This is a genomic window from Paenarthrobacter sp. GQ52 (assembly GCF_059759005.1).
In genome coordinates, this window is the sequence record NZ_JCAXEJ010000007.1 from 72,902 (window position 1) to 97,262 (window position 24,361).

General features: G+C 61.7%; 20 protein-coding genes and 1 pseudogene. 9 read left to right on the forward strand and 12 right to left on the reverse strand.

The window, feature by feature from the left end; genetic code table 11:
• Positions 1-32 precede the first annotated feature (32 nt).
• The 3 genes from AC6CH8_RS11555 to AC6CH8_RS11565 all read left to right on the forward strand — a co-directional run bounded on the left by AC6CH8_RS11555 (position 33) and on the right by AC6CH8_RS11565 (position 3,534).
• Positions 33-1,160, forward strand: coding sequence for an FG-GAP repeat domain-containing protein (locus tag AC6CH8_RS11555; protein ID WP_498190624.1), 1,128 nt, complete (start codon positions 33-35; stop codon positions 1,158-1,160).
• Between the two features lie 51 nt (positions 1,161-1,211).
• Positions 1,212-2,357: an FG-GAP-like repeat-containing protein gene (locus tag AC6CH8_RS11560; protein WP_498190626.1), complete on the forward strand. Its 1,146-nt coding sequence runs from the start codon at positions 1,212-1,214 to the stop codon at positions 2,355-2,357.
• Between the two features lie 163 nt (positions 2,358-2,520).
• The gene (locus tag AC6CH8_RS11565; protein WP_498190628.1) at positions 2,521-3,534 is read left to right on the forward strand and encodes an FG-GAP repeat domain-containing protein; all 1,014 of its coding nucleotides are present in this window, start codon (positions 2,521-2,523) and stop codon (positions 3,532-3,534) included.
• Between the two features lie 252 nt (positions 3,535-3,786).
• Here the strand turns inward: AC6CH8_RS11565 and AC6CH8_RS11570 are convergent, their stop codons facing one another.
• Positions 3,787-5,091, reverse strand: coding sequence for an MFS transporter (locus AC6CH8_RS11570; RefSeq protein ID WP_498190630.1), 1,305 nt, complete (start codon positions 5,089-5,091; stop codon positions 3,787-3,789).
• Positions 5,092-5,248: 157 nt separating this feature from the next.
• Here AC6CH8_RS11570 and rraA point away from each other — a divergent pair, with 157 nt between their 5' ends.
• Positions 5,249-5,722 (forward strand): ribonuclease E activity regulator RraA, encoded by a 474-nt coding sequence (rraA, locus tag AC6CH8_RS11575; RefSeq protein ID WP_017198727.1) that lies wholly within the window; start codon positions 5,249-5,251, stop codon positions 5,720-5,722.
• Between the two features lie 132 nt (positions 5,723-5,854).
• Positions 5,855-7,507, forward strand: coding sequence for an MDR family MFS transporter (locus AC6CH8_RS11580; protein ID WP_498190632.1), 1,653 nt, complete (start codon positions 5,855-5,857; stop codon positions 7,505-7,507).
• Between the two features lie 163 nt (positions 7,508-7,670).
• Here the strand turns inward: AC6CH8_RS11580 and AC6CH8_RS11585 are convergent, their stop codons facing one another.
• The 7 genes from AC6CH8_RS11585 to AC6CH8_RS11615 all read right to left on the reverse strand — a co-directional run bounded on the left by AC6CH8_RS11585 (position 7,671) and on the right by AC6CH8_RS11615 (position 15,596).
• Positions 7,671-9,125, reverse strand: coding sequence for an aromatic amino acid ammonia-lyase (locus tag AC6CH8_RS11585; RefSeq protein ID WP_498190634.1), 1,455 nt, complete (start codon positions 9,123-9,125; stop codon positions 7,671-7,673).
• A gap of 480 nt (positions 9,126-9,605) precedes the next feature.
• Positions 9,606-11,342: a urocanate hydratase gene (hutU, locus tag AC6CH8_RS11590; protein WP_498190636.1), complete on the reverse strand. Its 1,737-nt coding sequence runs from the start codon at positions 11,340-11,342 to the stop codon at positions 9,606-9,608.
• A gap of 46 nt (positions 11,343-11,388) precedes the next feature.
• A complete protein-coding gene (locus tag AC6CH8_RS11595) occupies positions 11,389-12,303 on the reverse strand; it encodes an ABC transporter substrate-binding protein (RefSeq protein ID WP_091463659.1) in 915 nt (304 codons plus the stop codon).
• 97 nt (positions 12,304-12,400) lie between these two features.
• Complete coding sequence (locus tag AC6CH8_RS11600; RefSeq protein ID WP_243836611.1) at positions 12,401-13,153, reverse strand: ABC transporter permease; 753 nt, start codon at positions 13,151-13,153, stop codon at positions 12,401-12,403.
• Entirely contained in the window at positions 13,114-13,764 is a 651-nt protein-coding gene (locus AC6CH8_RS11605) for an ABC transporter permease (protein ID WP_014923069.1), read from the reverse strand. The genes AC6CH8_RS11600 and AC6CH8_RS11605 overlap by 40 nt, the downstream gene beginning before the upstream one ends.
• Entirely contained in the window at positions 13,764-14,867 is a 1,104-nt protein-coding gene (locus AC6CH8_RS11610) for an ABC transporter ATP-binding protein (RefSeq protein WP_498190639.1), read from the reverse strand. Before AC6CH8_RS11610 ends, AC6CH8_RS11605 begins: the two co-directional genes overlap by 1 nt.
• Complete coding sequence (locus AC6CH8_RS11615; protein WP_091463666.1) at positions 14,868-15,596, reverse strand: IclR family transcriptional regulator; 729 nt, start codon at positions 15,594-15,596, stop codon at positions 14,868-14,870.
• A 188-nt stretch (positions 15,597-15,784) separates the two neighbouring features.
• Between AC6CH8_RS11615 and AC6CH8_RS11620 the strand changes: the two genes are divergently transcribed.
• The 3 genes from AC6CH8_RS11620 (at position 15,785) to AC6CH8_RS11630 (ending at position 20,142) form a co-directional block, all read left to right on the forward strand.
• The gene (locus AC6CH8_RS11620; protein WP_498190641.1) at positions 15,785-16,984 is read left to right on the forward strand and encodes an allantoate amidohydrolase; all 1,200 of its coding nucleotides are present in this window, start codon (positions 15,785-15,787) and stop codon (positions 16,982-16,984) included.
• A complete protein-coding gene (locus AC6CH8_RS11625; RefSeq protein ID WP_498190643.1) occupies positions 16,981-18,342 on the forward strand; it encodes a formimidoylglutamate deiminase in 1,362 nt (453 codons plus the stop codon). The genes AC6CH8_RS11620 and AC6CH8_RS11625 overlap by 4 nt, the downstream gene beginning before the upstream one ends.
• Before the next feature lie 330 nt (positions 18,343-18,672).
• Entirely contained in the window at positions 18,673-20,142 is a 1,470-nt protein-coding gene (locus AC6CH8_RS11630; RefSeq protein WP_091463674.1) for a sugar porter family MFS transporter, read from the forward strand.
• Between the two features lie 65 nt (positions 20,143-20,207).
• Here AC6CH8_RS11630 and AC6CH8_RS11635 read toward each other — a convergent pair whose 3' ends face one another.
• The 4 genes from AC6CH8_RS11635 to AC6CH8_RS11650 all read right to left on the reverse strand — a co-directional run bounded on the left by AC6CH8_RS11635 (position 20,208) and on the right by AC6CH8_RS11650 (position 23,919).
• Positions 20,208-21,434, reverse strand: coding sequence for an MFS transporter (locus AC6CH8_RS11635; protein WP_420179289.1), 1,227 nt, complete (start codon positions 21,432-21,434; stop codon positions 20,208-20,210).
• Positions 21,435-21,481: 47 nt separating this feature from the next.
• Entirely contained in the window at positions 21,482-21,922 is a 441-nt protein-coding gene (locus AC6CH8_RS11640) for a MarR family winged helix-turn-helix transcriptional regulator (protein ID WP_420179290.1), read from the reverse strand.
• A gap of 34 nt (positions 21,923-21,956) precedes the next feature.
• On the reverse strand, positions 21,957-23,333 hold the full coding sequence (locus tag AC6CH8_RS11645; RefSeq protein ID WP_498190646.1) for an HNH endonuclease: 1,377 nt from the start codon (positions 23,331-23,333) through the stop codon (positions 21,957-21,959).
• A gap of 79 nt (positions 23,334-23,412) precedes the next feature.
• Positions 23,413-23,919: a GNAT family N-acetyltransferase gene (locus AC6CH8_RS11650; protein ID WP_498190648.1), complete on the reverse strand. Its 507-nt coding sequence runs from the start codon at positions 23,917-23,919 to the stop codon at positions 23,413-23,415.
• 112 nt (positions 23,920-24,031) lie between these two features.
• Between AC6CH8_RS11650 and AC6CH8_RS11655 the strand changes: the two are divergent.
• Positions 24,032-24,355: pseudogene (locus AC6CH8_RS11655) on the forward strand (PadR family transcriptional regulator); the annotation flags it as partial.
• Between the last annotated feature and the right edge of the window lie 6 nt (positions 24,356-24,361).

Genomic DNA, 24,361 nt, shown 5'->3' on the forward strand with positions numbered 1-24,361 from the left:
AAGGTTTGGATGGCGCACTTGGAGGAACACACATGGGGACATTACGACGTCGGGTTGCGGCGGCGCTGCTGACCGCCACTGTGGCGGCCACGGCACTTAGCCCCCTATCGGCGTCGGCCGCGCCCAGCAACGGACCAGACCCCATACTCAATGGGCAAGCGTTTGTAGGCAAAAAGCTGACGGCTGACATAGGTCCCTATACGTTCTATGGCTGCGGGGGCGGCAAAGGCCCGGACTTCACGGTGTACTGGACCCGGGATGGCTTCCTCGTGGCCGGCGAAACTACCCGGAGCTACCTCCTTGAGCCCGATGACACAGGCGCCCGGATGGCCGCCCACGTCACCGCCAGCAGAACGGCCTGCGGCGGAGAATCCCTGCACAGCAACGAAACCAAGCCTGTTGGCGCCGTGAACCGGGCGGCAGGATTCACGGGTCGCAGCTTCGAACTCTTAACCCGCGCCAATGACGGCTCGCTATTGCTCTACGGGCGAAATGGCAGTGCCTGGGACCCTGCCCGGACAGTGGGATATGGCTTCAACATCTTCAACACGGCATTCTCCCCGGGCGACTTCGACGGCGACGGCAAAAGCGACGTGATCGTTCGCGACTCCGTCGGCGGGCTCTACCTCTTCGGCGGAGACGGGGCCGGCGGATGGAAACCGGCCAAGTCAATCGGCAATGGATGGAACGTGTTCAACTCCATCATCGGCCCGGGCGACTTCAACGGCGATGGCCAAAACGACGTCCTGGCAAGAGAACCCGGCGGCGCCCTTTACCTCTACCCGGGCAACGGCGCCGGCGGATGGTTGGCTCGAACCGCCGTCGGGACCGGCTGGAACGTTATGGACGCATTGGCAACCCCTGGCGACTTCAATGGCGACGGCAATGTGGACATCCTGGCGCGTGACCGCAGTGGGTACCTGTTCTTTTACGGAGGCAACGGTGCAGGCGGCTGGTCACGGTCCTGGATGGTCGGCGTCGGATGGAACGCGCTCAGGTTCATAGGCGGCGCCGGCGACTTCAACGGGGACGGCTTCCCCGATGTTTACGGGGTGGACCAGCAAGGCCGCTTGCTTGCCTACTACAGCGACGGAAAGACCGGCTGGAAGGGCTCCGAGGCTGTAGGCGCAGGCTTTGGATGGTTCACAGCAATCTTCTAGGAAAATCCCAGACGCGGTACCATTAACCGCATAAAGTCTGGGGAGGACACAATGTTTGCTTCATCACGCCCTACGTCCGGCATGCGCCGGGCAATTGCCGGAGTAGCGGCTGCGATCTTTGCAGCAGTAGTACTTGCCCCCGCTCCCGCCATGGCCAACATGGACCCTGAACCTCCAGTAATTACAGGCGCTCCCTATGTTGGTTCCACGCTGACAGTTTCATGGGATCCTATGGCCTATAAGGGCTGCGCCCAGGCCTCCGGGCCCGATACACGCATCTACTGGACTCGCGACGGCGAGTTGGCCGCCGACCATACAACCTGGCCCCACTACCTCCTCGGCGAAGAAGACCGCGGCAAAACCATCGCAGCGCACCTGGTGGCAAACCATCCCTGCGAGGGCCTGGAAGTTGCCAGCGAGGAAACTGCACCGATTTCCGCTTCGAACCGCCCCAATGGCTTCACCAGCCGCGGCGCATTCGAGCTCCTGGCCCGCCGCAGCGACGGCGCCTTGGTGATGTACCCGCGCGTGTTCAACAGCTGGGAACCGGCACGGACCGTCGGCGCCGGCTGGAACATCTTCCCGACAGTGCTCTCCCCCGGCGACTTCGACGGCGACGGCAGCAACGACGTCCTGGGTCGGGACTCGACCGGCGGCCTTTACCTGTACAGCGGCGATGGTTCAGGCGGCTGGAACGGTCCCAGGAAAGTCGGCACCGGTTGGAACATCTTCACGTCGTTGGTGGCCCCCGGGGACTTCAACAGCGATGGCACCAACGACATCCTGGCCCGCGACGCCAACGGAATTCTTTACCTCTACCCCGGGGACGGGGAGGGCGGATGGCTGCCCAGGTCCGTGGCCGGCCAAGGCTGGAACGCCCTGAACGCGATCATCACCCCCGGAGACTTCGACGGCGACACAAACGTTGACGTCCTGGCACGCGATGCTTCCGGCTACCTGAGGCTCTACAGCGGAAACGGCATCGGTGGCTGGAACGGCATGACCGTTGTTGGTCAAGGCTGGAACGGCATGAGCAAGATCGGCAGCGCAGGCGACATCAACGCCGACGGCAGCCTCGACGTCTTTGCCGTGGACGGCTCAGGCCAACTGCGCGCCTACTACGGCAACGGCAATGCCGGCTGGGCTGGTGCTGAAGTGGTGGGCTGGGGCTGGGGCGGGTTCACGGACCTGTTTTAGTTATTGGCTCCGGGCACGGCGTTGTAAAACCCCGTTCGGAGCGATCCGGACGGGGTTTTCGCAATAAAAGGGCCAGCTATATGCCAGCGACCCCGCAGGCGGTAGTGTCATCCCAATTGATCTCTTCGGCCAGCTCTGTGCCGTCTTATTTCTGGGGGAATCCTTGGGCTCCAACTCTGCCCGTCGCGTGCGTGCGCGCCGCCGCAGTCCACGCCGACTGCTTGCACTCATCACGGCCCCGGCTTTAGCCACCTGCCTCTTGGTCTCGGCCGTCCCTGCTTCCGCCGCCGAAGAAGCGGTGAACACCGCGGCTTCCCTCACCATGGTGACTGTGCCCAGCAAAGAAACCACCCTTGGGCTCCCTGTCGAAGCCGCGCCCCGCTCAAAGGGTTTCGATGGCGACGGCACCTTTGACCTGTTCGCCCGCGACGCCGCTGGTCGGCTGCTGCTCTACCCCACGGACGGAAGAGGCAACTGGCGGGCACCGCAAGTGATCGGTAATGGCTGGCACATTTACAACCTCCTGGTTTCGCCGGGAGACTTCGACGGCGACGGAACGGTGGACGTCATGGGCCGCGATGGCTACGGACGGCTCTTCCTGTACCAAGGAAACGGCGCCGGGGCCTGGAAACAGGCCTTCCAGATCGGCCAAGGGTGGCAGGGGTTCATCAACCTCATCGCACCCGGCGACCTGAACGGCGATGGCACCAACGACATCCTTGCCCAGGATGCAGCGGGCAATGTATTCCTTTACCCAGGAAACGGGCGGGGCGGCTGGCTCGCACCCAGCAAGGTCTCCTCGGCCTGGCAGGGCCTGGATGCTGCCGGGGCGGGGCATTTCTATGGCACACCTGATGCCGTGGTCCTGAGTCGAAGTTCGTGGGGCGACTTGCAGGTTCGGTCCTCTCCGCGCAACGGTTTCTTCAATGAGTACGGTCATCCCAGCGGCTACGACGGAACCATTGGCAGGGGCTGGGAAATGCTCAGTCGTTTTGGGGTCGCCGGTGACTTCAATGGCGATGGCTACAACGACGTTTACGGCATCAGCCCTAACGGTCAGCTGACGATGTACCTCGCCGACCCTTCGGGCTTCAGCAGCCGGGGCATCTACGGCTTCACATGGAAGGGCCAGCCGGTTGTCGGCAGCGGCTGGAACGTCATGAACGCGGTGTTCTAGGAGACGGCTGAATAAAGGGCATGTGGCGGGCGGAACGCCACCAATGGCCGTCTAGCGGCGTGTTCCAGTCAGCACCCTTGGGTACGACAACGGGGTCATTCCGCCCGTTTGACCCCATTCTCCCTCGGATCTGGGTTGCCTTCCAGTGTTTTATCGATGGCGTTTTTATCGATGGGACCGCGGGTTGTGCGTGCTCGCGTCCCTGCATGCAACCAGACTCACAAGTCCAGCTAATTCAGGAGACCCCCAAGCCTAAGCGACGCTCCTAATCTTCACCACGAACACTGCTCCCAGCAGGCCGATCACTGCCGCGGCCACATATAGCGAGACGTAGCCGCCCCAGTAGAGGACAAACGGAGATGCGATCAAAGGGGCGATCACTTGGGGCAGTGAATTGGCTATGTTGATGACGCCCAAGTCCCGGCCGCGGTCCATCCCGGTCGGAAGGACCTGCGTAATGAGCGCGAAGTCGACGGCGAGGTAAGCTCCAAACCCGATCCCCAACACCACCGCACCGGCGAGCCCGCCGATCCACGTTGGTGCGAAAGCGAGGATCAGTGATGCAAGTGCAATGATGACCGACGACGCGATCACCAGAGGCTTCCGCTTGCCCATCTTGTCGCTCAGCCGCCCTCCGAGCACGCTAGTGACAATGACCGAGACCGCGTACAGGCCAGTAAGAACGAGGACGCCAAACGAGGGCTCGATTCCCTCGGTTTCCTTCAGGCGCACAGCATCACTAAGGAAGAACAACAGATACAACGTGACCATGTGGTTACCAGTGCTTACCAGCAGACGTGTCAGCCAAGCCCACGCGAAGTCGGGATAGCGTTTAGGCGAAACCCAGAAGCCCTTGAGGAACTCTGCCAAGTTGAAGGGCGGGCGTTCGGTGGGGGGAAGCTGCTGATCGTCATTCTTAAAGAGGTAAAGAACGACGCCGGCGAGCAACGCCGCAGCGCACAGCCAGTACCCGGCCGTAAAGTTTCCGACAACTACCGCCGCGATCACCGCGCCGATCAGAATCCCTACCGTCTGACCCATTGCGGCCAGTCCTCCGACAGTTCCGCGTTGGGGAACCGGGACGCGGTCAGGTACGGCGGCTGTGATGGCTGCGTACATGGCGTTTGCTCCGGCCTGCACAAGGCACCACAGCAACGTCATCGCTGCAACGTTGGGAGCACCAGCCAAAGCAACAAGTGCAATTGCCCCCAGGACGGCACCCATCAAAACCCATGGGACACGGCGTCCAAACCGGGAGGTCGTGCGGTCGCTGAACGCCCCGAAGAGCGGATTCGCAACCATGGAAACAGCGGCACCACAGCCAGTGACCAAAGCAAGGATTGCTTCCTTCTGGCCTTCATCGAAGTGGGCCGCCTGCTGTCCGAGAAGAACTTGGAGGGGGCCAAAGAACGCTGCGTTGATGCCAAGGTTGACCAGCACAACGCCGGTGACCCAGATCGGCCGAACCCGGGTAACAGGTTCAGCCAGTGCCGTTGCCGTACCTCCGCGGACTACGGCTGGATCCGGCACCGGGCCCGGTAGATCGGACAAGCTCATAGCAGGTTCCCCCTCATTTCAATGTTTGGACTCAGCCTAGCGCGGTGGAGCGACACTGAACCGCCGTCGCGCCTTTTTCCACATAGGCCGAAACATCTCCTGCGGCAGCCATGACGCACACGTTAGTGTGGCCTCAAACCGATAGAGGAGCAGCACTATGAGCGAGCAAGTAAATACCGCCGATCTCTACGACGAACGCGGCGAGGAACTGGAGTCCATCGCTGTTCAGTTTCAGAATTTGGGTGGCCGCACACACTTCAGTGGGCCTGTCCGCACTATTCGATGCTTCGAGGACAACGCCCTGGTAAAGACCGTCCTGAGCACTCCCGGGGACGGAGCCGTTCTGGTCATTGACGGCCAGGGGTCGCTGAGGACTGCACTTATGGGTGACATGATCGCGGAAAGTGCCGTAGCAAACGGCTGGGCCGGAGTAGTAATCAACGGAGCCATTCGCGACCGCGAGGCCATCGCCCGCCTGCCCCTGGGCGTCAAAGCTCTGGGTAGCAACCCAAAAAAGAGTGCCAAGACAGGGGTGGGCGAGGTGGACGTTCAACTGGTGATCGACCGCGTGCGGATCCAGCCCGGCGTGATGATCTTTTGCGACACGGACGGCATTTTGGTGGAGCGCTAAACCTCCGGAAGGCGCCGACTTGGAAGGAAAGTCGAAGAAACATTCTCTCGGCGGGAATCAATCGGGCCGTAAGATAGTTACTGAAAGCAACTATCCTGCTTATCCCACTTTTCTGCCACCTCTGGAGAAGATATGTCCAAAACTGCGCCCGTACGGGCCGCCGGTGAGGTCCTGACGCATCGTCAGACACTCACCGTCATGGTGGGGCTCATGCTCGGCATGTTCCTGTCCTCGCTGGATCAAACCATCGTGTCCACGTCCATCTACACCATTGCCAATGATCTCGATGGCCTGTCCCTCCAGGCGTGGGCCACCACGGCGTACCTCATCACATCGACGGTAAGCACCCCGCTTTACGGCAAGCTCAGCGATATATTCGGCCGCCGCCCGCTCTACCTGGTGGCCATTGTGATCTTCCTGATTGGCTCCCTTTACGCGGGATCGGTCCACTCCATGACGGAGCTCGCCATTGCCCGCGGAATCCAAGGCCTCGGCGCCGGTGGCCTGCTGGCATTGGCGCTGACCATCATCGGTGACATCGTGGCGCTGAAGGACAGGGCGAAGTACCAGGGCTACTTCATGTCAGTATTCGGCATTTCTTCCGTCCTCGGCCCGGTGATCGGCGGGGCCTTCGCGGGCTCGGCCAACATCCTGGGCTTCGAAGGTTGGCGCTGGGTCTTCTTCATCAACCTCCCCATCGGGCTCGCCGCCCTTGTGGTTGTCTTCATGTACCTTCACCTGCCGGCGAGGCACGTGAAGCAAAAGATCGACTACTGGGGTGCGGCGGCCATCACGCTGGCGATTGTGCCCCTGCTGCTGGTTGCAGAACAGGGCCGCGTTTGGGGTTGGGCCTCCGGCGCATCCTGGCTCTGCTACGGACTTGGTGTGATCGGCATTGTGGCGTTCCTGCTCGCTGAGAAGCGTGCCGGGGACTACGCATTGATCCCGCTGCGTCTTTTCAAGAACACCACTTTCGGTTTGTCCTCGCTCCTGAACTTCATCATCGGCATAGGCATGTTCGGCGCAATCGCAATGCTGCCTATGTACCTGCAGCTCGTGAAGGGGCTGACTCCTACCGAGGCTGGCCTGATGATGATCACGTTTACCGTGGGCATCCTCTTCGGGTCGATCTCTGCCGGCCGAACCATCTCCTCATCCGGCGTATACCGGATCTTCCCGATCCTGGGCACGGCCATCCTGACCGCTGCAGCCACCGTCATGGGTTTGGTGCTCGGCGTCGATACCGGCCTGTGGGTTCCCGGCCTGATAGCAGTGTTCTTCGGCGTCGGATTGGGCTTCTGCATGCAGCCGCTCACGCTCGCCATGCAGGTGTCCGTCCCGCCCAAGGACATGGGCGTAGGCACTTCCACTGCGGCGTTCTTCCGTTCCATGGGCGGGGCTGTGGGAACGGCAGTGTTCATTTCCATGTTGTTCAGCACGGCGGCCGACAAGATCGCCGACGGCATGAAGACCGCCGCTTCCAGCCCTGATTACCAAGCCGTGATGACGGACCCGGCTGTGGCATCGGACCCGGCAAACGCCAAGCTCTTCGACTTCTTCAAGAATGGCGCCAACAACGAATCGCTGAACGACACCAGCTGGCTTCACACGGCCAACAGCACACTGACACGGCCCATCACTGAAGGCTTTGCCCAAGCGATCGATATCGTTATGCTCACGGCTGCGGGGCTCATGCTGATTGCTTTCCTGATCAGCTTCGCCCTGCCCAACAAGAAGCTGACGGATCCCAAGACAGCAGCTAAGGAATCCGTTCCGGCGCACTGATACCTGGACAGATTGAGCCGGCTACTAAAGACCCGGTTCATAGACAAACGGCTCATTAATAGCTGGTTCGTAGAGAACGGCAGGCAGTCTCCGGACCGCCTGCCGCTTTCCTTTGGGTCATTGTCATCCGTGTAATTCGTCGACAGCTTCTAGTACGAACCTTTTACTTCCAGTACGAACCCTTTATGAGCTCGATGGCCATCTCCAGATCACCGCGAAGGTCACGATCCTCCACATCGGACGGCAGCGTGAAACCTGCCTGCATCATGGCGCGCAGCCGTGGGCTGGCGAACTCTTCGGGTCGCCGCCCCTGCAGCCGCAGGGCACGGGAAGCGCAAACAAGCTCGACGGCGGCAACGGTGGCCAGTGCGTCCGCCGTCGATTCCAACTGGGCGGTGGCCATGCTTGCGAAGCTTGCATCTTCCTCAGCCCCGAGTGACAGCACCACCGTCTGCAGGCTTGCCGGCTGGGCGTTGGCCCGAATCCGGCCGACGGCGGCAGCAGCCACATATTCGAGCATCATCACCCCTGACTGACCTGAACCGTCCTCAGCCAGGAAGGGGTGCAGGCCCGTGTATTTCGGGTCGCAAAGGAGGTCGATCCTCCGAAGGTGAGCGGCGCACGCCGCGCCGATGGCCAGCTGCAGCGTATCCACGCGGCGGGCAAGGTTAGTCATCTGGAAGAGCCCGTGGTGAGCGACGTCGTTCGTGCCATCGGACGGCGAGCCGTGAACGAGCGGATTCTCATTGCCCACTGTGACAAGACGGCTCAGCAGAGCATGCAAGCCCGCGAGTTCCTCGGCTTGGGAACCAAAAATCTGCGGCAAGGTCCGTAAGCAGTATGGATCCTGAATGCGGGCAGGCTCGCCGCTGCCGTGAACCATGCCATGGAACATCGTTGCGGCCGAGGCCACCTCTGGGGTATCCGCAGCCGCCGCTACCGCGGGGCTCAGGGCTTCGGAGTTGCCGGACATCGCAATGAAGGACAGTGCAGCCGATGACGCTGCGTTGTCCAAGATACTCGACAGTTTTTGCTGAGCCAGGATTGCTTGACCAATAGTCAGCGCACTGGAGCTGATGAACGGAAGGGCATCGGCAGTTGCCCACGCCGTTAGGCGAACGGGAACGTTACCGCCACCCAATGGCTGGCGTTCGCCCAGCAAAGTGAGCGCCGTACCGGCCAATGCCTGCAGGTCCGCAGTTCCGATGCCACCGAACTCCCGGATTTCCGGAAAGACATCGCTATTGATGAGTTCCACCAATTGTTCGGCAATGGAGGGGTTGATCCCAGATCCGCCGGCCGCCAATTGGCTGAGCCTGACAACCAACATCGCACGAACGGTCCTGCGATCCAGTGCTCTGCCCGCATCCACAGCATGGCTGCGCAGAAGCTTCAGCCCGTGAGTATCCTGGCCGCCGGCTGCCGTCAGCGACACGGTGCGGTTCGCTCCAACGCCGGTCGATCGGCCGTAGACCGGACGCCGCAATGCCGTAGCTTCAGCAGACTTCCGCGATTCGTCCATTCGGACCAAAGCTTCCGGAGCCAGCACGACGTCTTCGCCGTCGGCTACTGCGACGACATCGGCCAAGTCCAGCGTCAAGCCATCAATCGTGACCATAAACCGGTCCTTTCCAGTCAGTTTCCGGCACTAGTCCGTTTCCGGGGCAGCGCAGTAGAAGCAGTCCTCCGGACAAGACAACTGGTTTTGTTCGACACCTGCACTATCTCGGATGTCAGGCAGGAAGGCCAGTGGAGAGAGTTGTGCCGTCATCGTTCACCAGGGGTCAACTGAAACCCGTCCTCAGTGTGAAAGAGCTTCCGAATCCCTGTCCTGGAAAGGATCCAGAGAATTGTGCCATCCGCGGTTCTATCATCCACAGTCCCCCGAAACGGATTGTGACCGCCTTTTGTCATTGTCACCCGTGTTCCGATAGCGACTGATGCCCACGTTCCCGGGCTTTCCCTGTCCATGGTGCGTTTCCTCGCTCTCCGATGCGTGTGCTGATCGTTTGTTATTCGAACTAATGCCTAGGTTGCCCCAGGACGGCCAGGCAAGAATGCGTTGCATAGCCGTCCCGGGATGTCCTTCGAGATGCAGTTAGCGCGCGCTTGCGGTCTCGTTCATGGGGATGCGGACACCGCGTTCGTTGGCGACCTCGACGGCGCGGTCGTAGCCGGCGTCGACGTGGCGGATGACGCCCATGCCGGGGTCGTTGGTCAGGAGCCGTTCGAGCTTTTCCGCGGCCAGGTCCGTGCCGTCAGCAACAGAGACCTGCCCGGCGTGCAGGGACCGGCCAATGCCGACACCGCCGCCGTGATGGATCGACACCCAGGTAGCACCCGAAGAGGTGTTGATCAGGGCGTTCAGCAACGGCCAGTCAGCAACCGCGTCCGAACCATCGGCCATGGACTCGGTCTCCCGGTACGGGGACGCCACCGAGCCCGAATCCAGGTGATCACGGCCGATCACGATCGGGGCCTTGACCTTGCCCTCCTTCACAAGCTGGTTGAACAACAACCCGGCCTTGGCGCGTTCGCCGTACCCAAGCCAGCAAATACGCGCCGGCAAGCCCTCGAACTCCACCCGGTCCGCAGCAGCATCCAACCACTTGTGCAGGTGCTTGTTCTCCGGGAACAACTCCTTGATGGCCTTGTCCGTGACGGCAATGTCTTCCGGGTCCCCCGACAGCGCGACCCAGCGGAACGGGCCCAAACCCTCACAGAACAACGGACGAATATACGCCGGAACGAAACCGGGGAACTCAAACGCCCGCTCGTACCCGCCCGTGCGCGCCTCGTCACGGATCGAGTTACCGTAATCAAACACCTCAGCACCGGCGTCCTGGAACTCCACCATCGCCTGGACCTGCCGCGCCATCGAAGCCTGGGCCTTCTTGGTGAACCCTTCCGGATCCGCCCCGGCCTCAACATGCCACTCCGCCACGGTAATACCCTCCGGAAGGTAGGACAGGGGATCATGGGCACTGGTCTGGTCCGTGACCACATCAAAGGTCACCTCCCCGGCCTTATGCCGGGCCAGCAGTTCCGGGAAAACCTCGGCGGCGTTGCCCACATACCCCACCGACCAGCCGCGGCGCTCGTCCTTCGCGGCTTGGACCTTCTTGATCGCAGCATCCAGATCCGTTTCGACCTCGTCCAGGTACCGCTTCCCCACACGACGACGCAGGCGGGACTCATCCACGTCCACGATCAGGCACGCACCATCGTTCAACGTCACCGCCAACGGCTGGGCCCCGCCCATGCCACCACAACCACCCGTCAACGTCAGCGTCCCGGCCAACGGGCCCTCCGTGGAACCCTCAACTGCCGGGGCCGGGTGACGGCCCTCCGCAGCGAGCTTGTTCCCCACCGCGGCGAACGTCTCATACGTGCCCTGCAGGATGCCCTGCGTGCCGATATAAATCCACGACCCGGCCGTCATCTGCCCATACATCATCAAACCCTCGGCCTCGAGACGGCGGAACTCAGGCCACGTCGCCCAATCCCCCACCAGGTTCGAGTTCGCCAACAACACCCGCGGAGCCCACTCATGAGTACGGAACACACCCACCGGCTTGCCCGACTGCACCAGGAGCGTTTCGTCCTTCTCCATCGTCTCCAACGTCCGGGTAATCGCATCAAACGCAGCCCACGAACGGACCGCGCGGCCCGTGCCGCCGTAAACCACCAGATCATCCGGACGCTCAGCAACCTCCGGATCCAGGTTATTCATCAACATGCGCAACGGCGCCTCGGTCTGCCACGACTTGGCAGTAAGCTCAGTACCCCGCGCGGCCTTAACCGGACGGGCACCAGTAGTGAAATCGGCAGTCATTCTTTACTCCTCTAAAGCAGCCAGCTAAATGGACCAGCAGGGGGATTTAGCCCAGGTTCTTGGTCTTGAGCCATTCCTTGGCGATTTCGCCGATGTCCTCGAACTTGGCCACACGACCGTTCATCTTGATCAGGTCCTCAGTGGTTAGCGCAGCAGAGACCTTGTCCAGTGTCTCCTTGACGGTGTCCGTGGACTTCTTCTCATTGATGACCGGCACGATGTTCTCGGAAAGGAAGAGGTTCTTGTTGTCCTCAAGCGCCACGAGGTTGTTCTCAGCCAACGCGGGATCGGTACTGAAGAGGTCGGCTACCTGTACCTGACCGGAAAGGAGGGCGTTCAGCGTGAGCGGCCCACCGGCGTCGAGCGCTGAAAATTCCTTGAACTCAAGGTTGTAGACGGACTTCAGGCCGGCAACGCCGTTGAGGCGGGTCTTCCACTCCGGCGGGCCACCCAACACCAGTTCCTTGGCAACGGGCTGGAGGTCTTCGATGGTCTTCAGCTTGTACTGATCGGCGATTTCCTTCTTGACGGTGAGGACGTCCTTGTCCTCTGCTTCGGAAGGAGTCAATGCAGTCAGGCCGGCCGGGATCTTTGTGGTCAATTCCTTGGCAACGTCCTCGGACGACACTGCCTTGGTGGCGGAGTCGAGGTACTGCAGGAGCGCGCCGCCGTATTCCGGCATGAGGTCGATGGAACCGTCCTTGAGCGCAGGGATGGTGACTTCACGGCTGCCGATGCTCGGCTTCTCAGTTACCTCGACGCCCTTGGCCTTCAAGGCTTCGGCGTAGATCTTGGCGATCAGCTGGCTCTCGGGAAAGTCCGCGGAACCTACGATGATGCTGTCGCCCGAACCCCCTGCTGCGGCTGTGTTGGACGAGCTCATGGGGTCCCCGCCGCCACAGGCGCTCAGGGTGATGGCAGCGACGGCTGCCAGGGTGAATCCAGTGAGGTACTTCTTCATGTCAACTCTCCTGTGATGGGTGCTGCAAGGCATGCAGCGGCCAAGTGGGGTGGGTGGAGGTGAATCTTGTGCGCCGAATCCGCGGCGCCGGGATCGGTTAGACCGTGACGGGGGTCTTCACGGGTTCGGCCACAGCGGCCGACTTGATGGTGCGCCGGGTCAATCCGGGTGAGACAACGCGGCGGGTGATGAAAGCGAGAAGCTGGTCGAAGAACAATGCCAGCAGGGCGACCAGAACGGCGCCGGCGACCATTTGTCCGTAATCGTTCTGGGCTTTGCCGTCGATCAGGAGGCGGCCCAGGCCGCCAAGCGAAATGTATGCAGCGATGGTCGCGGTCGAGATGATTTGCAACAATGCGCTGCGGACACCGGACAAAACCAGCGGAAGAGAGCAGGGCAGCTGGACGTCCGTGAGGATCTTCATGGTGCGGAAGCCCATGCCTTTTGCGGCGTCGACGGCGGCAGCATCCACAGCGCGCACGCCGGCGTAGGTGTTGGTCAGGATGGGCGGAACTGCCAGAAGAACCAGCACGATGAGACTTGGAACTATGTAGCCCATGCGGGATGGGAAAGCTGGCGAGATGAGCAGGACCAGCAAGATCAACAAGCCAACGCTGGGAAGTGCCCGGAGCGCGTTGGCAAGGCCGGCAATCATGAACACACCCTTGCCGGTCACACCAATGTAGATACCCAGCGGCACGGCAATGATGGCGGCAATTGCCAAGGCAATAAGGGAGTACAGGAGATGCTCAGCGATCAACGTTGGAATGCCGTCTGCGCCGCTCCAGTGTGCGGGGTCGAACAAATAATTCACGATGCCACCACCTTGGGGGTCCACGGTGTCAGCCACCGGTTGATGAGGATAATCAGCCCGTCAAGGATCATGGCAAGGACCACGCAAAGCACAATGCCGGCGATGATCGGAGTGTAGAAACGGAGCTGGAAGCCCTGTGTGAAGAGGGAGCCGAGCTGCGGTATACCCAGCAGGGCGGCGACAGATACGAGACTGACGTTGGAGACGGCGGCGACGCGCAAGCCTGCGCAAATCACCGGGACACCCACGGGAAGTTCAACTTTCAGAAGGCTCTGGTATCCGCGATAACCCATGGCCTTGGCGGCTTGGACGGTATCCTCCGGAACGGAATCGAGGGCATCTGCCACCACACGGACCAGCAGGGCCACGGTGTAGATGGTCAGTGCGGCGACGATATTGAGCGGGTCCAGGATCTTGGTACCCAGGACCAAGGGAAGGAGCACGAAGAGCGCCAGGGAGGGGACTGTGTAGAGCAGCCCGGCAACACCCACCAAGAGCGGGTAGATCCGCCGGCTGCGGTGCGCCCACCAGCCAAGGGGCAGTGCGATGAGCAGCCCCAGGATCAGCGGGGTGACGGCCAGCAGAACGTGCCAGCCCAGCAGGAACACAATGTTGTCGAACTGGCGGCCCAGCCACTCGAAGTTCATCAGATCGTCTCCAGGTGTGGTTCGGCCTCGATAGCCTTGACCACGTCCGTTGCAGACACGGTCCCAATCAATTCGCCATGCTCGTTGACAACCACGCCGCGGCGGCTGGGTGAGGAGAGGGCAGCGTCGAGCAGCTGCCGCATGGTTCCCGATGCTGCTGCCGGGATCCCGCTCAGATTCAGGTTCTCCCGCTTCACTTCACCATTGAGAAGCTGTGTCTGAGCCCAACCGAGAGGCTTCCGGCCGCCGTCGACCACCAACACCCAAGCACCCAGCGCCTTGGCGCGGGCGTCATCCGCGGAAGCACCGAGGTGAACCACGGCTTCTTCGCCGATAGCCACGGCACCGGCTGTTTTCGTAAAGCCGAGCGAGCGGTAACCGCGGTCACGGCCCACGAAATCGGCCACGAACTCGTCTGCGGGCGCAGTGAGCAGCTCTGAAGGGGACGCCATCTGCGCAAGCTTGCCGCCCACGCGCATCACGGCCACCTGGTCCCCGAGCTTGAGGGCTTCGTCGATGTCGTGGGTAACCATGATGATGGTCTTGCCGATTTCGCGCTGCAGGCGCAGGAACTCCTCCTGAAGCTGGGCGCGTACTACAGGATCCACGGCACTGAAAGGCTCATCCATCAGCATGAACGCCGGGTCAGATGCCAAAGCACGGGCAACACCCACGCGCTGCTGCTGGCCACCGGAAAGCTGCCAGGGATAACGTTTGGCGAAGCTCGCGGGCAGCCCAACACGCTCCATCAGTTCGAGCGCCTTGGTCCGGGCCTTCTGCCGGCTTTCCCCGAGCAGTAGCGGCATGGTGGAGACATTGTCCACGATGGTCTTGTGCGGGAAGAGCCCTGCGTGCTGGATGACGTATCCGATCCTGCGGCGGAGCAACGCTGCGTCCATGCCGGAGGTGGGCTGATCATCCAGGTAGATGGTGCCGCTGGTGGGTTCGATGAGGCGGTTGATCATCCTCAGGGAGGTGGTCTTGCCGCAGCCGGAAGGACCAACAAGGATGGTCAGCTTTCCGGTGGGGGCTTCCAGGTTGAGGCCATCGACTGCCACCGTCCCGTCAGGGTAGGCCTTGGTGACATTTTCAAATTTGATCATTTACTTTTCCATGCTTTCCTGGGGCACTTCATGGTTTTCGTCGGGTTCCACGAGGATGGTGTCGGCTACCTTCACCAGTTCCTCGCCAAAGGTGTGGGCCTTCGCCTCGTCCAAGCGGTAGCTGGGCACCACGATGCTGAGGGCTGCCACGGTTCGGCCGCCGATCACAATGGGTGCGGCGACGGCCGTTATGTCGTCCTCTACGCCGCTCCGCACGATGGCGTAACCGCGGCCGTTTTGTCCGCCGGTCAGCACCTTGCCAGCGGCGGACCCTTCCAGCGGGATGCTCCTGCCGACCCAACTGGTGTGCCGGACAGAGCGGGTACCTTCGACGATGGCTATGTAGATTCCGGTTTCCCCAGGACCGGGAATACTCAAGTAGCAGGACTCGCCAGTCTCAGCCACAAGCCGCTTCATGTGCGGCGTGCAAAGCGACACCAAGGATTCCTGGCCTAGTGCCAGCGCTCCCAGCTGAATGACACTTGCGCCCGGGCGGAAGTTGCCCCCGGGATCCCGCGTCACGAAGCCGCTGCCTTCCAAGGTGCGGAGGAGGCGGAGCGCGGTACTGGCCGACAGGTCTACCACCCGCGCTGCGTCACTGAGGCTGATGGAGCCGTCAGTACAGACCGCACTGAGGAGGGCCAGCGCCCTCTCGACTGTTCGGGTGGAAGAATCAGCTGCCACTGCCTGACCTGCTTTCAAGTGGTCTACATCACCATGTCTTGCCACTTAGTAAAAATCACTTTTCACCAAATGGCAAGAGTTTTCTGAAATTTGCGAGAAGTTCCAGTTATAAGACGTTGTGGTTCCTCAAATGGGGCCGGGCATGTTTCCACCACGTAAATAGTCGCCGAAGCCCTTGTCATGTGGTGGCATCTGGTTTTTACTTGGTGGCAGTCTTCAATCGGAGGAAAAACGTGGAAACCGTCAATCAGCTCCTTGCCTCAATCCAGGACGTGGGCCGCGACGCGGTGCGCGGAGGCTACTCCAGGGCCGTCTATACAACACCCGAACTTGATCTCAGGGAGTGGTTCGTCGAGCAAGCCCAGCAACGCGGCCTCGATGTCCAAACGGACAGGAACGGCATTATCTGGGCATGGTGGGGCAAGCCCCATGACGGCGCCCTCGTCACCGGGAGCCACCTCGATTCGGTGCCCGGCGGGGGCGCATTCGACGGTCCGCTCGGCGTCGCTTCCGCGCTGGCCGCCGTCGACATCCTCAAAGCCCGTGGAGTCCAGCCGCCACGATCACTGGCAGTCACCGTTTTTCCGGAGGAAGAAGGGTCGCGCTTTGGCGTGGCGTGCCTGGGTTCGCGGCTCCTCACCGGCGCGATCGACGTCGGGAAGGCCCTGAACTTGCGCGATATCAACGGCGACTCCTTCGCCGACGTCGCCAGCTCCAATGGGCTGGATCCCCGCCATCTAGGCCCGGATCCGGAAGCCATGGCGCGCATCGGCGACTTCGTTGAACTGCACGTCGAACAGGGAAAGGGCTTGGGCCAGGACGGTCCTGCCATCGCGGTAGGAAATTCAATCCTGGGCCACGGCCGCTGGAAGATCAGCGTCAACGGCCAAGGCAACCACGCGGGCACCACGCTCATGGCAGACCGCGCCGATCCGATGGTTGCAGCCGCACAGATCGTCTTGGCCGTTCGGGAAACAGCTGCCAAGCAACCCGACGCCCGTGCAACAGTGGGGCGCTTGACGCCCGTTCCGGGCGGGACCAATGTGATCGCCTCGCGCGTGGACCTTTGGTTGGACGCCCGCCACCCCGACGACGCCGTGACCGCCCAACTCATCGAAGCGATCTACCGTGCAGCCCAGGGCGTCGCCGCGGCGGAAGGTTGCACCGCGACCCTCACTGAAGAGTCCTACAGCGACACTGTGCACTTTGATGCCAACCTCAGCCGTCGCCTGACCAACCTTCTGCCGGGAGCTCCAGTGCTGGCAACCGGCGCAGGGCATGATGCCGGCGTACTGGCCGGCCACGTCCCCTCCGCGATGCTCTTTGTCCGCAACCCGAGCGGCATCTCACACTCTCCCGAGGAGTACGTAGCCGATGAGGACGCCTCCGCGGGTGCTGTTGCATTGGCAGATGTTCTGGAGGGACTCCTATGAGCACGTTCTGGTGCGAGACCGCCGTTATCGCGGGCCGTGGCGACGACGACACTGGCCCTTCGGAGGTAGCTACGGGCGTGCGTGTGGAAACTATCAATGGCCGAATCTCCGCCATGGAAAGCGGCGCGCGGCCCCAACCCGGCGACACGAAACTGATGGGCGTCGTCTTTCCTGCGGCTGCCAACGCACACTCGCACGCCTTCCACAGGATCCTCCGCGGAAGAACGCATGACGGGCGCGGAGATTTTTGGGTGTGGCGGGAGCAGATGTACCGGAGCGCGTCGGAGCTGACTCCTGAAAAGTACGAGAAACTCGCCGCTGCAGTGTTCGCTGAGATGGTGGTGACAGGTTTCAGCAGCGTGGCCGAGTTCCACTACGTCCACCACCAACCCGGTGGTGCGGCGTACCCAGAACCGCACGCCATGGAGTTGGCCCTTGCCCGCGCAGCAATGTCGGCAGGGATCCGCCTGACACTTCTGGACACCCTGTATTTGTCCGGCGGAATAGGCACCTCGCTCAGTCCCGGGCAGGCAAGGTTCGGGGACACGGATGTGGAAGCGTGGCTGGACCGGTTGCGTTCCCTCCGGACCGCAATAGCGCAGGAGTTTCCGCCCGAGAAGGTGGCCGTAGGAGCCGCCCTGCATTCCGTCCGCGCCGTGCCCGAAGAGGCCCTGAAGGTTGTTGCCAAGCAACTCCCTCGCGACATTCCCCTTCACATTCACCTGAGCGAACAGCCTGCCGAAAACGAAGCCTGTTTGGAGGCCTACGGCACCACTCCCGCGGGTCTTTTGGAACGCCACGGCCTCCTGTCTCCCAGGCTTTCAGCAGTCCATTCCACGCATCTGACTCAGCAGGATATTTCCATGCTGGGCGGAGCATCAACCACCGTTGTGATGTGTCCCAGCACGGAAGCCGACCTTGCGGACGGGATCGGGCCCGCCCGTGAACTTTCCGACGCCGGAGCCACTATCGCCTTGGGCACCGACCAGCACGCGGTGATCGATCCTTGGATTGAAATGCGCACCTTGGAACACGGAGAGCGACTAGGCAGCGGTCAGCGTGGAAGGTTCTCACCGAGGGAACTGCTGCTGGCCGCAACGGAAGGAGCAGCGCGCTCCATGGCTACACCGGTCGCCTCGTCCGCACTAAGGGTCGGCGCGATCTGCGACCTCATGGTTGTCGATCCCGCGTCCACCCGGACTGCCGGTTCCCGTCCCCTGCAATTGGCTTTCAGTGCGACGGCAAGCGATGTAACGCAGGTAGTCATCGCCGGTGAATTGATCGCTTCCCACGGGGTGCACACGCGCCTCGGTGCACCGGGAGACCTTTTGACTGCAGCACTCAAGGAGTTCTCCTAGCCGCGCCTTCAGCGCCCGCAGCCTGACGACGGCGGCATCCCGCTTGGCTACATGAGTCACCAACCGTCGTCATGCTTTGTGTTCAATTGTTGGACTCAAGCACCTGCATACCGTACTCAGAGCGCGTTACAGACACTTACAGTGAACTCCCAGCCACCAGACAGGCGGTACTGCGTTAATGATCTGAATGCATGTCACGTCCGTCACTTGACTGGAACTTGGCGGATATGACGTGCCACACTGTGTAGCGCGAGTGCACCGGCGTCCCCGTCGGACAGCCGACGACGACCCGCACTTCGCTTACCAAACCCCATTCCCCAAGGGAGACCCATGTCCAGTTCCAGCCCCGAAGGCGCGCCCCCTGTTTCACGGAAGGTGATCGGCCTGGCCGTCGCCGGTGCCGTGGGCGGGTTCCTCTTCGGCTTCGATTCGTCCGTGGTCAACGGTGCCGTGGATGCGATGGCGGACGAGTTCGTCATGAGCGAGGCACTAACAGGCTTCGCCGTGGCCGTTGCCCTGTTGGGCTGCGCCGCCGGCGCCTACTTCGCCGGCAAGATCGCGGACAGGTACGGCCGCATTCCCGCCATGAAAATCGGCGCACTGCTCTTTCTGGTGAGCGCAGTGGGAACCGGGCTTGCGTTCGGAGTTTGGGACCTCATTTTCTGGCGGCTGGTGGGCGGCCTGGGCATTGGGCTTGCCTCGGTTATTGCCCCGGCTTACATCTCGGAAATTTCGCCACGGCACGTACGTGGCCGTTTGGCATCGCTTCAGCAGCTCGCCATCACCACGGGTATCTTCGCAGCCCTGCTTTCCGACGCGGTGCTCGCTAATTCGGCTGGTGGCGCGGACGGCACGTTGTGGCTGGGCATTGAAGCCTGGCGCTGGATGTTCATCGCTTGTGCCTTGCCCGCCGCGGTGTACGGCTGGATCGCTTTCCGCCTGCCGGAGTCCCCACACTTCCTCGTGCTCAACGGCAAAGAAGACCAAGCCCGCACCATCTTCAACAAACTGATCCCCGGCGATGACATCGAACGCCACATCCGCGAGATCCAGGAATCCATCCAACAGGAAAAGCTCTCCACCAAGAAGGGCTCGCTGCGTGGTAACAGGTTTGGCCTGCTGCCAGTGGTCTGGATCGGCATCATCCTGTCTGTGCTGCAGCAGTTTGTTGGCATCAACGTGATCTTCTACTACTCCACCACGCTGTGGAAGGCAGTCGGGTTCCAGGAAAAGGACTCCCTGACGATCTCCGTCGCCACGTCCGTCACAAACATCCTGGTGACCCTGGTAGCCATCGCTTTGGTGGACCGGATCGGCCGCCGCCCCATCCTTCTGACCGGCTCCATCGGCATGGCCGCGTCCCTCGGCGTTATGGCGCTGGCCTTCTCCTCCGCTGTTGGTACCGGCTCCGAAATCAGTCTTCCAGGCGCTTGGGGTCCCGTGGCCCTTGTGGCTGCCAACGTCTTCGTCATCAGCTTTGGTGCCTCATGGGGTCCGCTCGTGTGGGTGCTGCTGGGCGAGATCTTCCCGTCCCGCATCCGCGCCCGGGCCCTTGGCCTCGCTGCCGCAGCGCAATGGATCGCTAACTTTGCCATCACGCTTAGCTTCCCCATCATGGCGGCAGGCTCGCTGCCGCTGACGTACGCCATGTACGCAGCCTTCGCTGCGGCGTCGTTCTTCTTTGTCATGTTCAAGGTGCCCGAAACGAACGGCATGTCCCTGGAGCAGGCCGAAACGCTGTTCGTTCCGAAAGGCGCACCCGTAGCACCGCTGCCCGTGACCTCCGACGAAGCAAAGTAGCGCAGGAAAAGCCCGGCGGATTGGAACTGGTCCAATTCGCCGGGCTTTTGTGGTTCACGGGAGGATCACACCAAGTGTGGTTCGTGGGATATTAGGTAGCCGCGTCCTCCGAAAGCGACCAGGATAGCTATAACCATGGCAGCGGCACCGGCGAAGAACGGCACCTGCGGGCCAAAGTGCTCACCCAGCTGGGCTGCTGCGAATGGTGCAAGCGCGCCACCCATCCAGCGCACAAAGTTGTAGCCGGCGGATGCAACGGGGCGCGGTGAATCAGAGACACCCATGGCCAGTTCCGTGTAAACCGTGTTGTTGATGCCCAGAAGGGCACCTGCCGCAATGACAAGCACGACGACGGCTGTCACCGAGTGCCCAGCGGCCAATCCCAAGCCGATCAGGTCGAGCATCAGCGCCGCTAGTGTTCCGGTCAAGACTTTGACGGCCCCGAACCGCTTCTGGAGCACCGGCGCCACGAACACCGAGAACACGGCCACGGCAACACCCCAACCGAAGAAGACTGCCCCGATGCCATAGGCATCCATGCCGAGGATGAAGGGAGTAAAGGCGAGGATGGTGAAGAAGCCGTAGTTGTAGAACAACGCGCTGGCGGCAGTAGTGCGGAGGCCCCTATGCCCGAGCGCCAGCAGCGGATCCCTGAGGCGGGACTTCTTGGCGGGAGCGGCTGTTTTAGGCAACAATGCGAGAAGTGCAATGAAGGCCGCAGCCATCAGCACTGCGGTGCCGAAGAAGGGTGCGCGCCACTGCCAGCCACCCAAGAGGGCCCCTAGCAGCGGGCCGAGTGAGATGCCCAAACCCAGTGCTGCCTCGTAAAGGATGATGGCCGTCCCGGTGCCGCCACTGGCCACCCCCACGATCACGGCCAAGGCAGTTGCAACGAACAATGCGTTACCAAGACCCCAGCCTGCCCGGAACCCCACCAGTTGTTCAACGCTGCCGGAAAGGCCCGACAACGACGCGAACACCACGATGATCGCCAACCCGATCAACAGGGTCTTCTTTCCACCGATCCTTGAGGACACGAATCCACTGATCAACATGGCAATCGCCGTCACCAGGAAGTAGCTGGTGAAAAGCAGCGAGACTTCACTTGTGGATGCCTCAAGGTTCTTAGCGATAGCCGGAAGAATCGGATCGACGAGCCCGATGCCCATGAAGGCGAAAACGGCCGCGAGCGCAGTGGCCCACACCGCCTTGGGCTGTTTGAGGAAGGAAGCTTTCTCAGCTTCCAAGACAGTTTCGGCGCTTGCTGAAGCGTCAGCCAACTGGCGTGACATTCAATGGCTCCTTGTCGGTGCGGGTTCTTCTTAGTCGTGCTGGTTTCTCAGTTTTGGAACGAGCTGTTGAGCTTGGCGATCACGGGCAAGGCCGCTGCGAGATGTTCAATTTCGTCTTGGCTGAGGTCCTGCAGCAGCTCAGCCACCATGGCGTTGCGCCGCTGGTTGGCAGAGGCGACGGCGGCCGTCCCGGCTTCGGTGATGACCACTTGGACAGCTCGCGAATCGTCGGGATCCTGCTCGCGGGTGACCAGGCCTGCACGCTCAAGCTTGATGATTTGCTCCGTAGCGCTGGGGACTTTAATGCCCAGGTTCTTGGCGATATCGCCCACGCGGAGACCGCCGGCGGAAATCATGGACAGCAGGCTGAGTTGCGCGGCGGTAAGGTCACCTTCAGGATCAAGACGACGGAACATGTACACGCCGAGTCGCAGTGACTCACGAAATTCCTGTGCGAGATCAAGTAGCCGCGGATCAAAAGAGCTCATATTTAGGTACCCTAATAGTTAGGGTACCTAATAGTCAAGTCCCGACTGGTGAAGGTGGTCTGCGCACATGCCCGGGCAGGGGCGGTGCGGACGATCGGTAGCTATGCCCTGTTGGCGTGCCGACTTCCAGCGTGTGGACATCTTCGACCACCTGCTTCGCCGTCCAGCCAGGGCTTTCCTTGGTCTGATTGCAGACTTCGCAGAGTCCTGCGCCGTTGTCAACGGTTGTGGTGCCACCTGAACGCCACGGGACGACGTGATCGATATGCCTGATGGGCGCGTCGCAGTAGGGCGTGCGGCAGGTGTCGTCCCGGACTTCGATAAAACGCCTCAACCTCGGCGGGAAGAGTCGCGCCTTGGAGTCCATGGTGATGAGTTCCCCCGTGGACGGCGCTGTATAGAGTCGGCGAAGCCACACGGCGAACTCCTCGTCCTGCTTTGGCGCCGGACCACCGCCCGTCGCAGCAGCCCCTCCAGCGCCAACAAGGCCTCTTGCCCACGCCGCCGGGACTATCCCGTAGCCCTTGATCCGGGCCGGCTCGCCGTCTCCCTGCAATAGCGTGCGGTCCGTCATGATGACCTCCAGGTCGACACCGCTGATCCCGCCGCGCCTCCCGGTGATGCGTTCGACGAGGGTATCTGCCATGACTTGTCCGCGGGTCCGGGAGTCCCCACCGGAACGTGCAGAGTCTGCCCTGCGGGTCAGCGCGGCATAGACGGCAACTCCTTGGGCTACAGGAAGCAGTGCAGTCAGGTAAGTCATAGCGTCCGGCGCCGGGCGCAGGGTGACTGTTCGCTCCGTGGCGGCATGACTGGCACGCTGGGCAACGGAACGGGGATCGCGCCGGTAGGCGGCGGCTTTCGCGGCGGCGATGATTGCTTTGTCGCCGGCGCCCTCGAAGGTGCCCGCATCAGGTGCAAGTTCCTCGTCCACGGCGCACCGATCTTCCGCGGAAAGGCCAGCCGTCTCTCTTACGAGCAAGTTTGCCCGCCATTCACTGAGCTGGCCCGATTCCAACGCGGCCAGGGTGCGCGGCATCTCGGTGACCAACGCCTTCGCGAGTCCAAGGAGACGGGAGCCGCGGTTCGGCGATTCACGCCGGGCCAACGCAAGCTGAGCGGCGACACCTTGCCCCTGCTCCGAAGCGGGAACACCAGCAACTGTCTGCTCACGCCGTTGCGCAAGATCCAAAGCCACCGCGGCACGGGCCTGCAGGCCGGTAACGGCCCACTTCAAGTCTTCGAGCCCACGCAGCTGATCAACCAGCTGAACGCTGGAAGAACCTAGGCTAACGTCCCTCAGCAGTGTGATGAGGGCTGGGACACCGAGCGCTTGCTCTCCGGCTTTGTTCCCAACCCCGGAGGCACATGAACCGGTGTCAATGCCTTGCCGCTCCCGAATCGTCTCCATGGCCCAACTCTTCCAGCGGGGTCAGGGGCACGGTAAGGCGGGAATTTCCCTATGTGGAAAACAGGGACAAGGCACTCTCCTACAGCGTGAGTTTCATGCCCTCGTGGCTCGCGACAAAGCCAAGCCGCTCATAGAAACGATGAGCCGAAACGCGGGACTTATCCGTGGTGAGCTGCACCAGCGAGCAGCCACGCTCCCGGGCCTGGTCAATAGCCCACTGGATCACGAGCGCACCCACACCCTGCCCCCGCAACACCTCAGAAACCCTAACCGCCTCGATCTGCGCCCGCCAGGACCCCTTGCGCGAGAGGCCCGGGATGTAGCTGAGCTGGAAGGTAGCCACAACATCGCCGTCGAGTTCGCCCACCACCAGAAGGTGTGCGGGGTCGGCGTCGATCGCGTCAAAAGCCCGCTCGTACGGCACTAAATCGCCGGCACTTTCGCGGGTAGCGCCCAGCTGATCGTCGGCCAGTAACGCGAGGATCCGCGGCAGGTCGCCTTTCCGTGCACGCCTGAGGGTGAAGGTTCCACGTTCGACGGCGGCGGTAAAGAAAGCGGGCACGGCACCGGATTGAGTAGTCACCACCCCAGCCTGCCATCCGACAGAACAAACCCAGAACTCAGTATTGCTAGGTACCGGTACCTAGTTCTACTATGTAGTGGTAGCTAGTAATACTGAGTAGCGAGGGAGGTGTCCGATGGGCAAGCAAATGACGGAGATGCTCAAAGGCACATTGGAGGGCATCGTTCTTGCCCTCCTGACCGGGAAGGCAGCGTACGGATACGAGATCACCACGCTGCTCCGGGAGCAGGGATTTACTGAGATCGCTGAAGGCACCGTGTATGCGCTGCTGGTCAGGATCGAGCAAAAGGGGCTGGTGGACGTTGAGAAACGTCCGTCCGAAAAAGGGCCGCCCCGCAAGGTGTACACGCTCAATGCACAGGGCGAAAACGAACTGAACGAATTCTGGAACACATGGAGCTTCCTGTCCGGACGGATTGAAGAGCTCCGCAAGGAAGGAAAATGG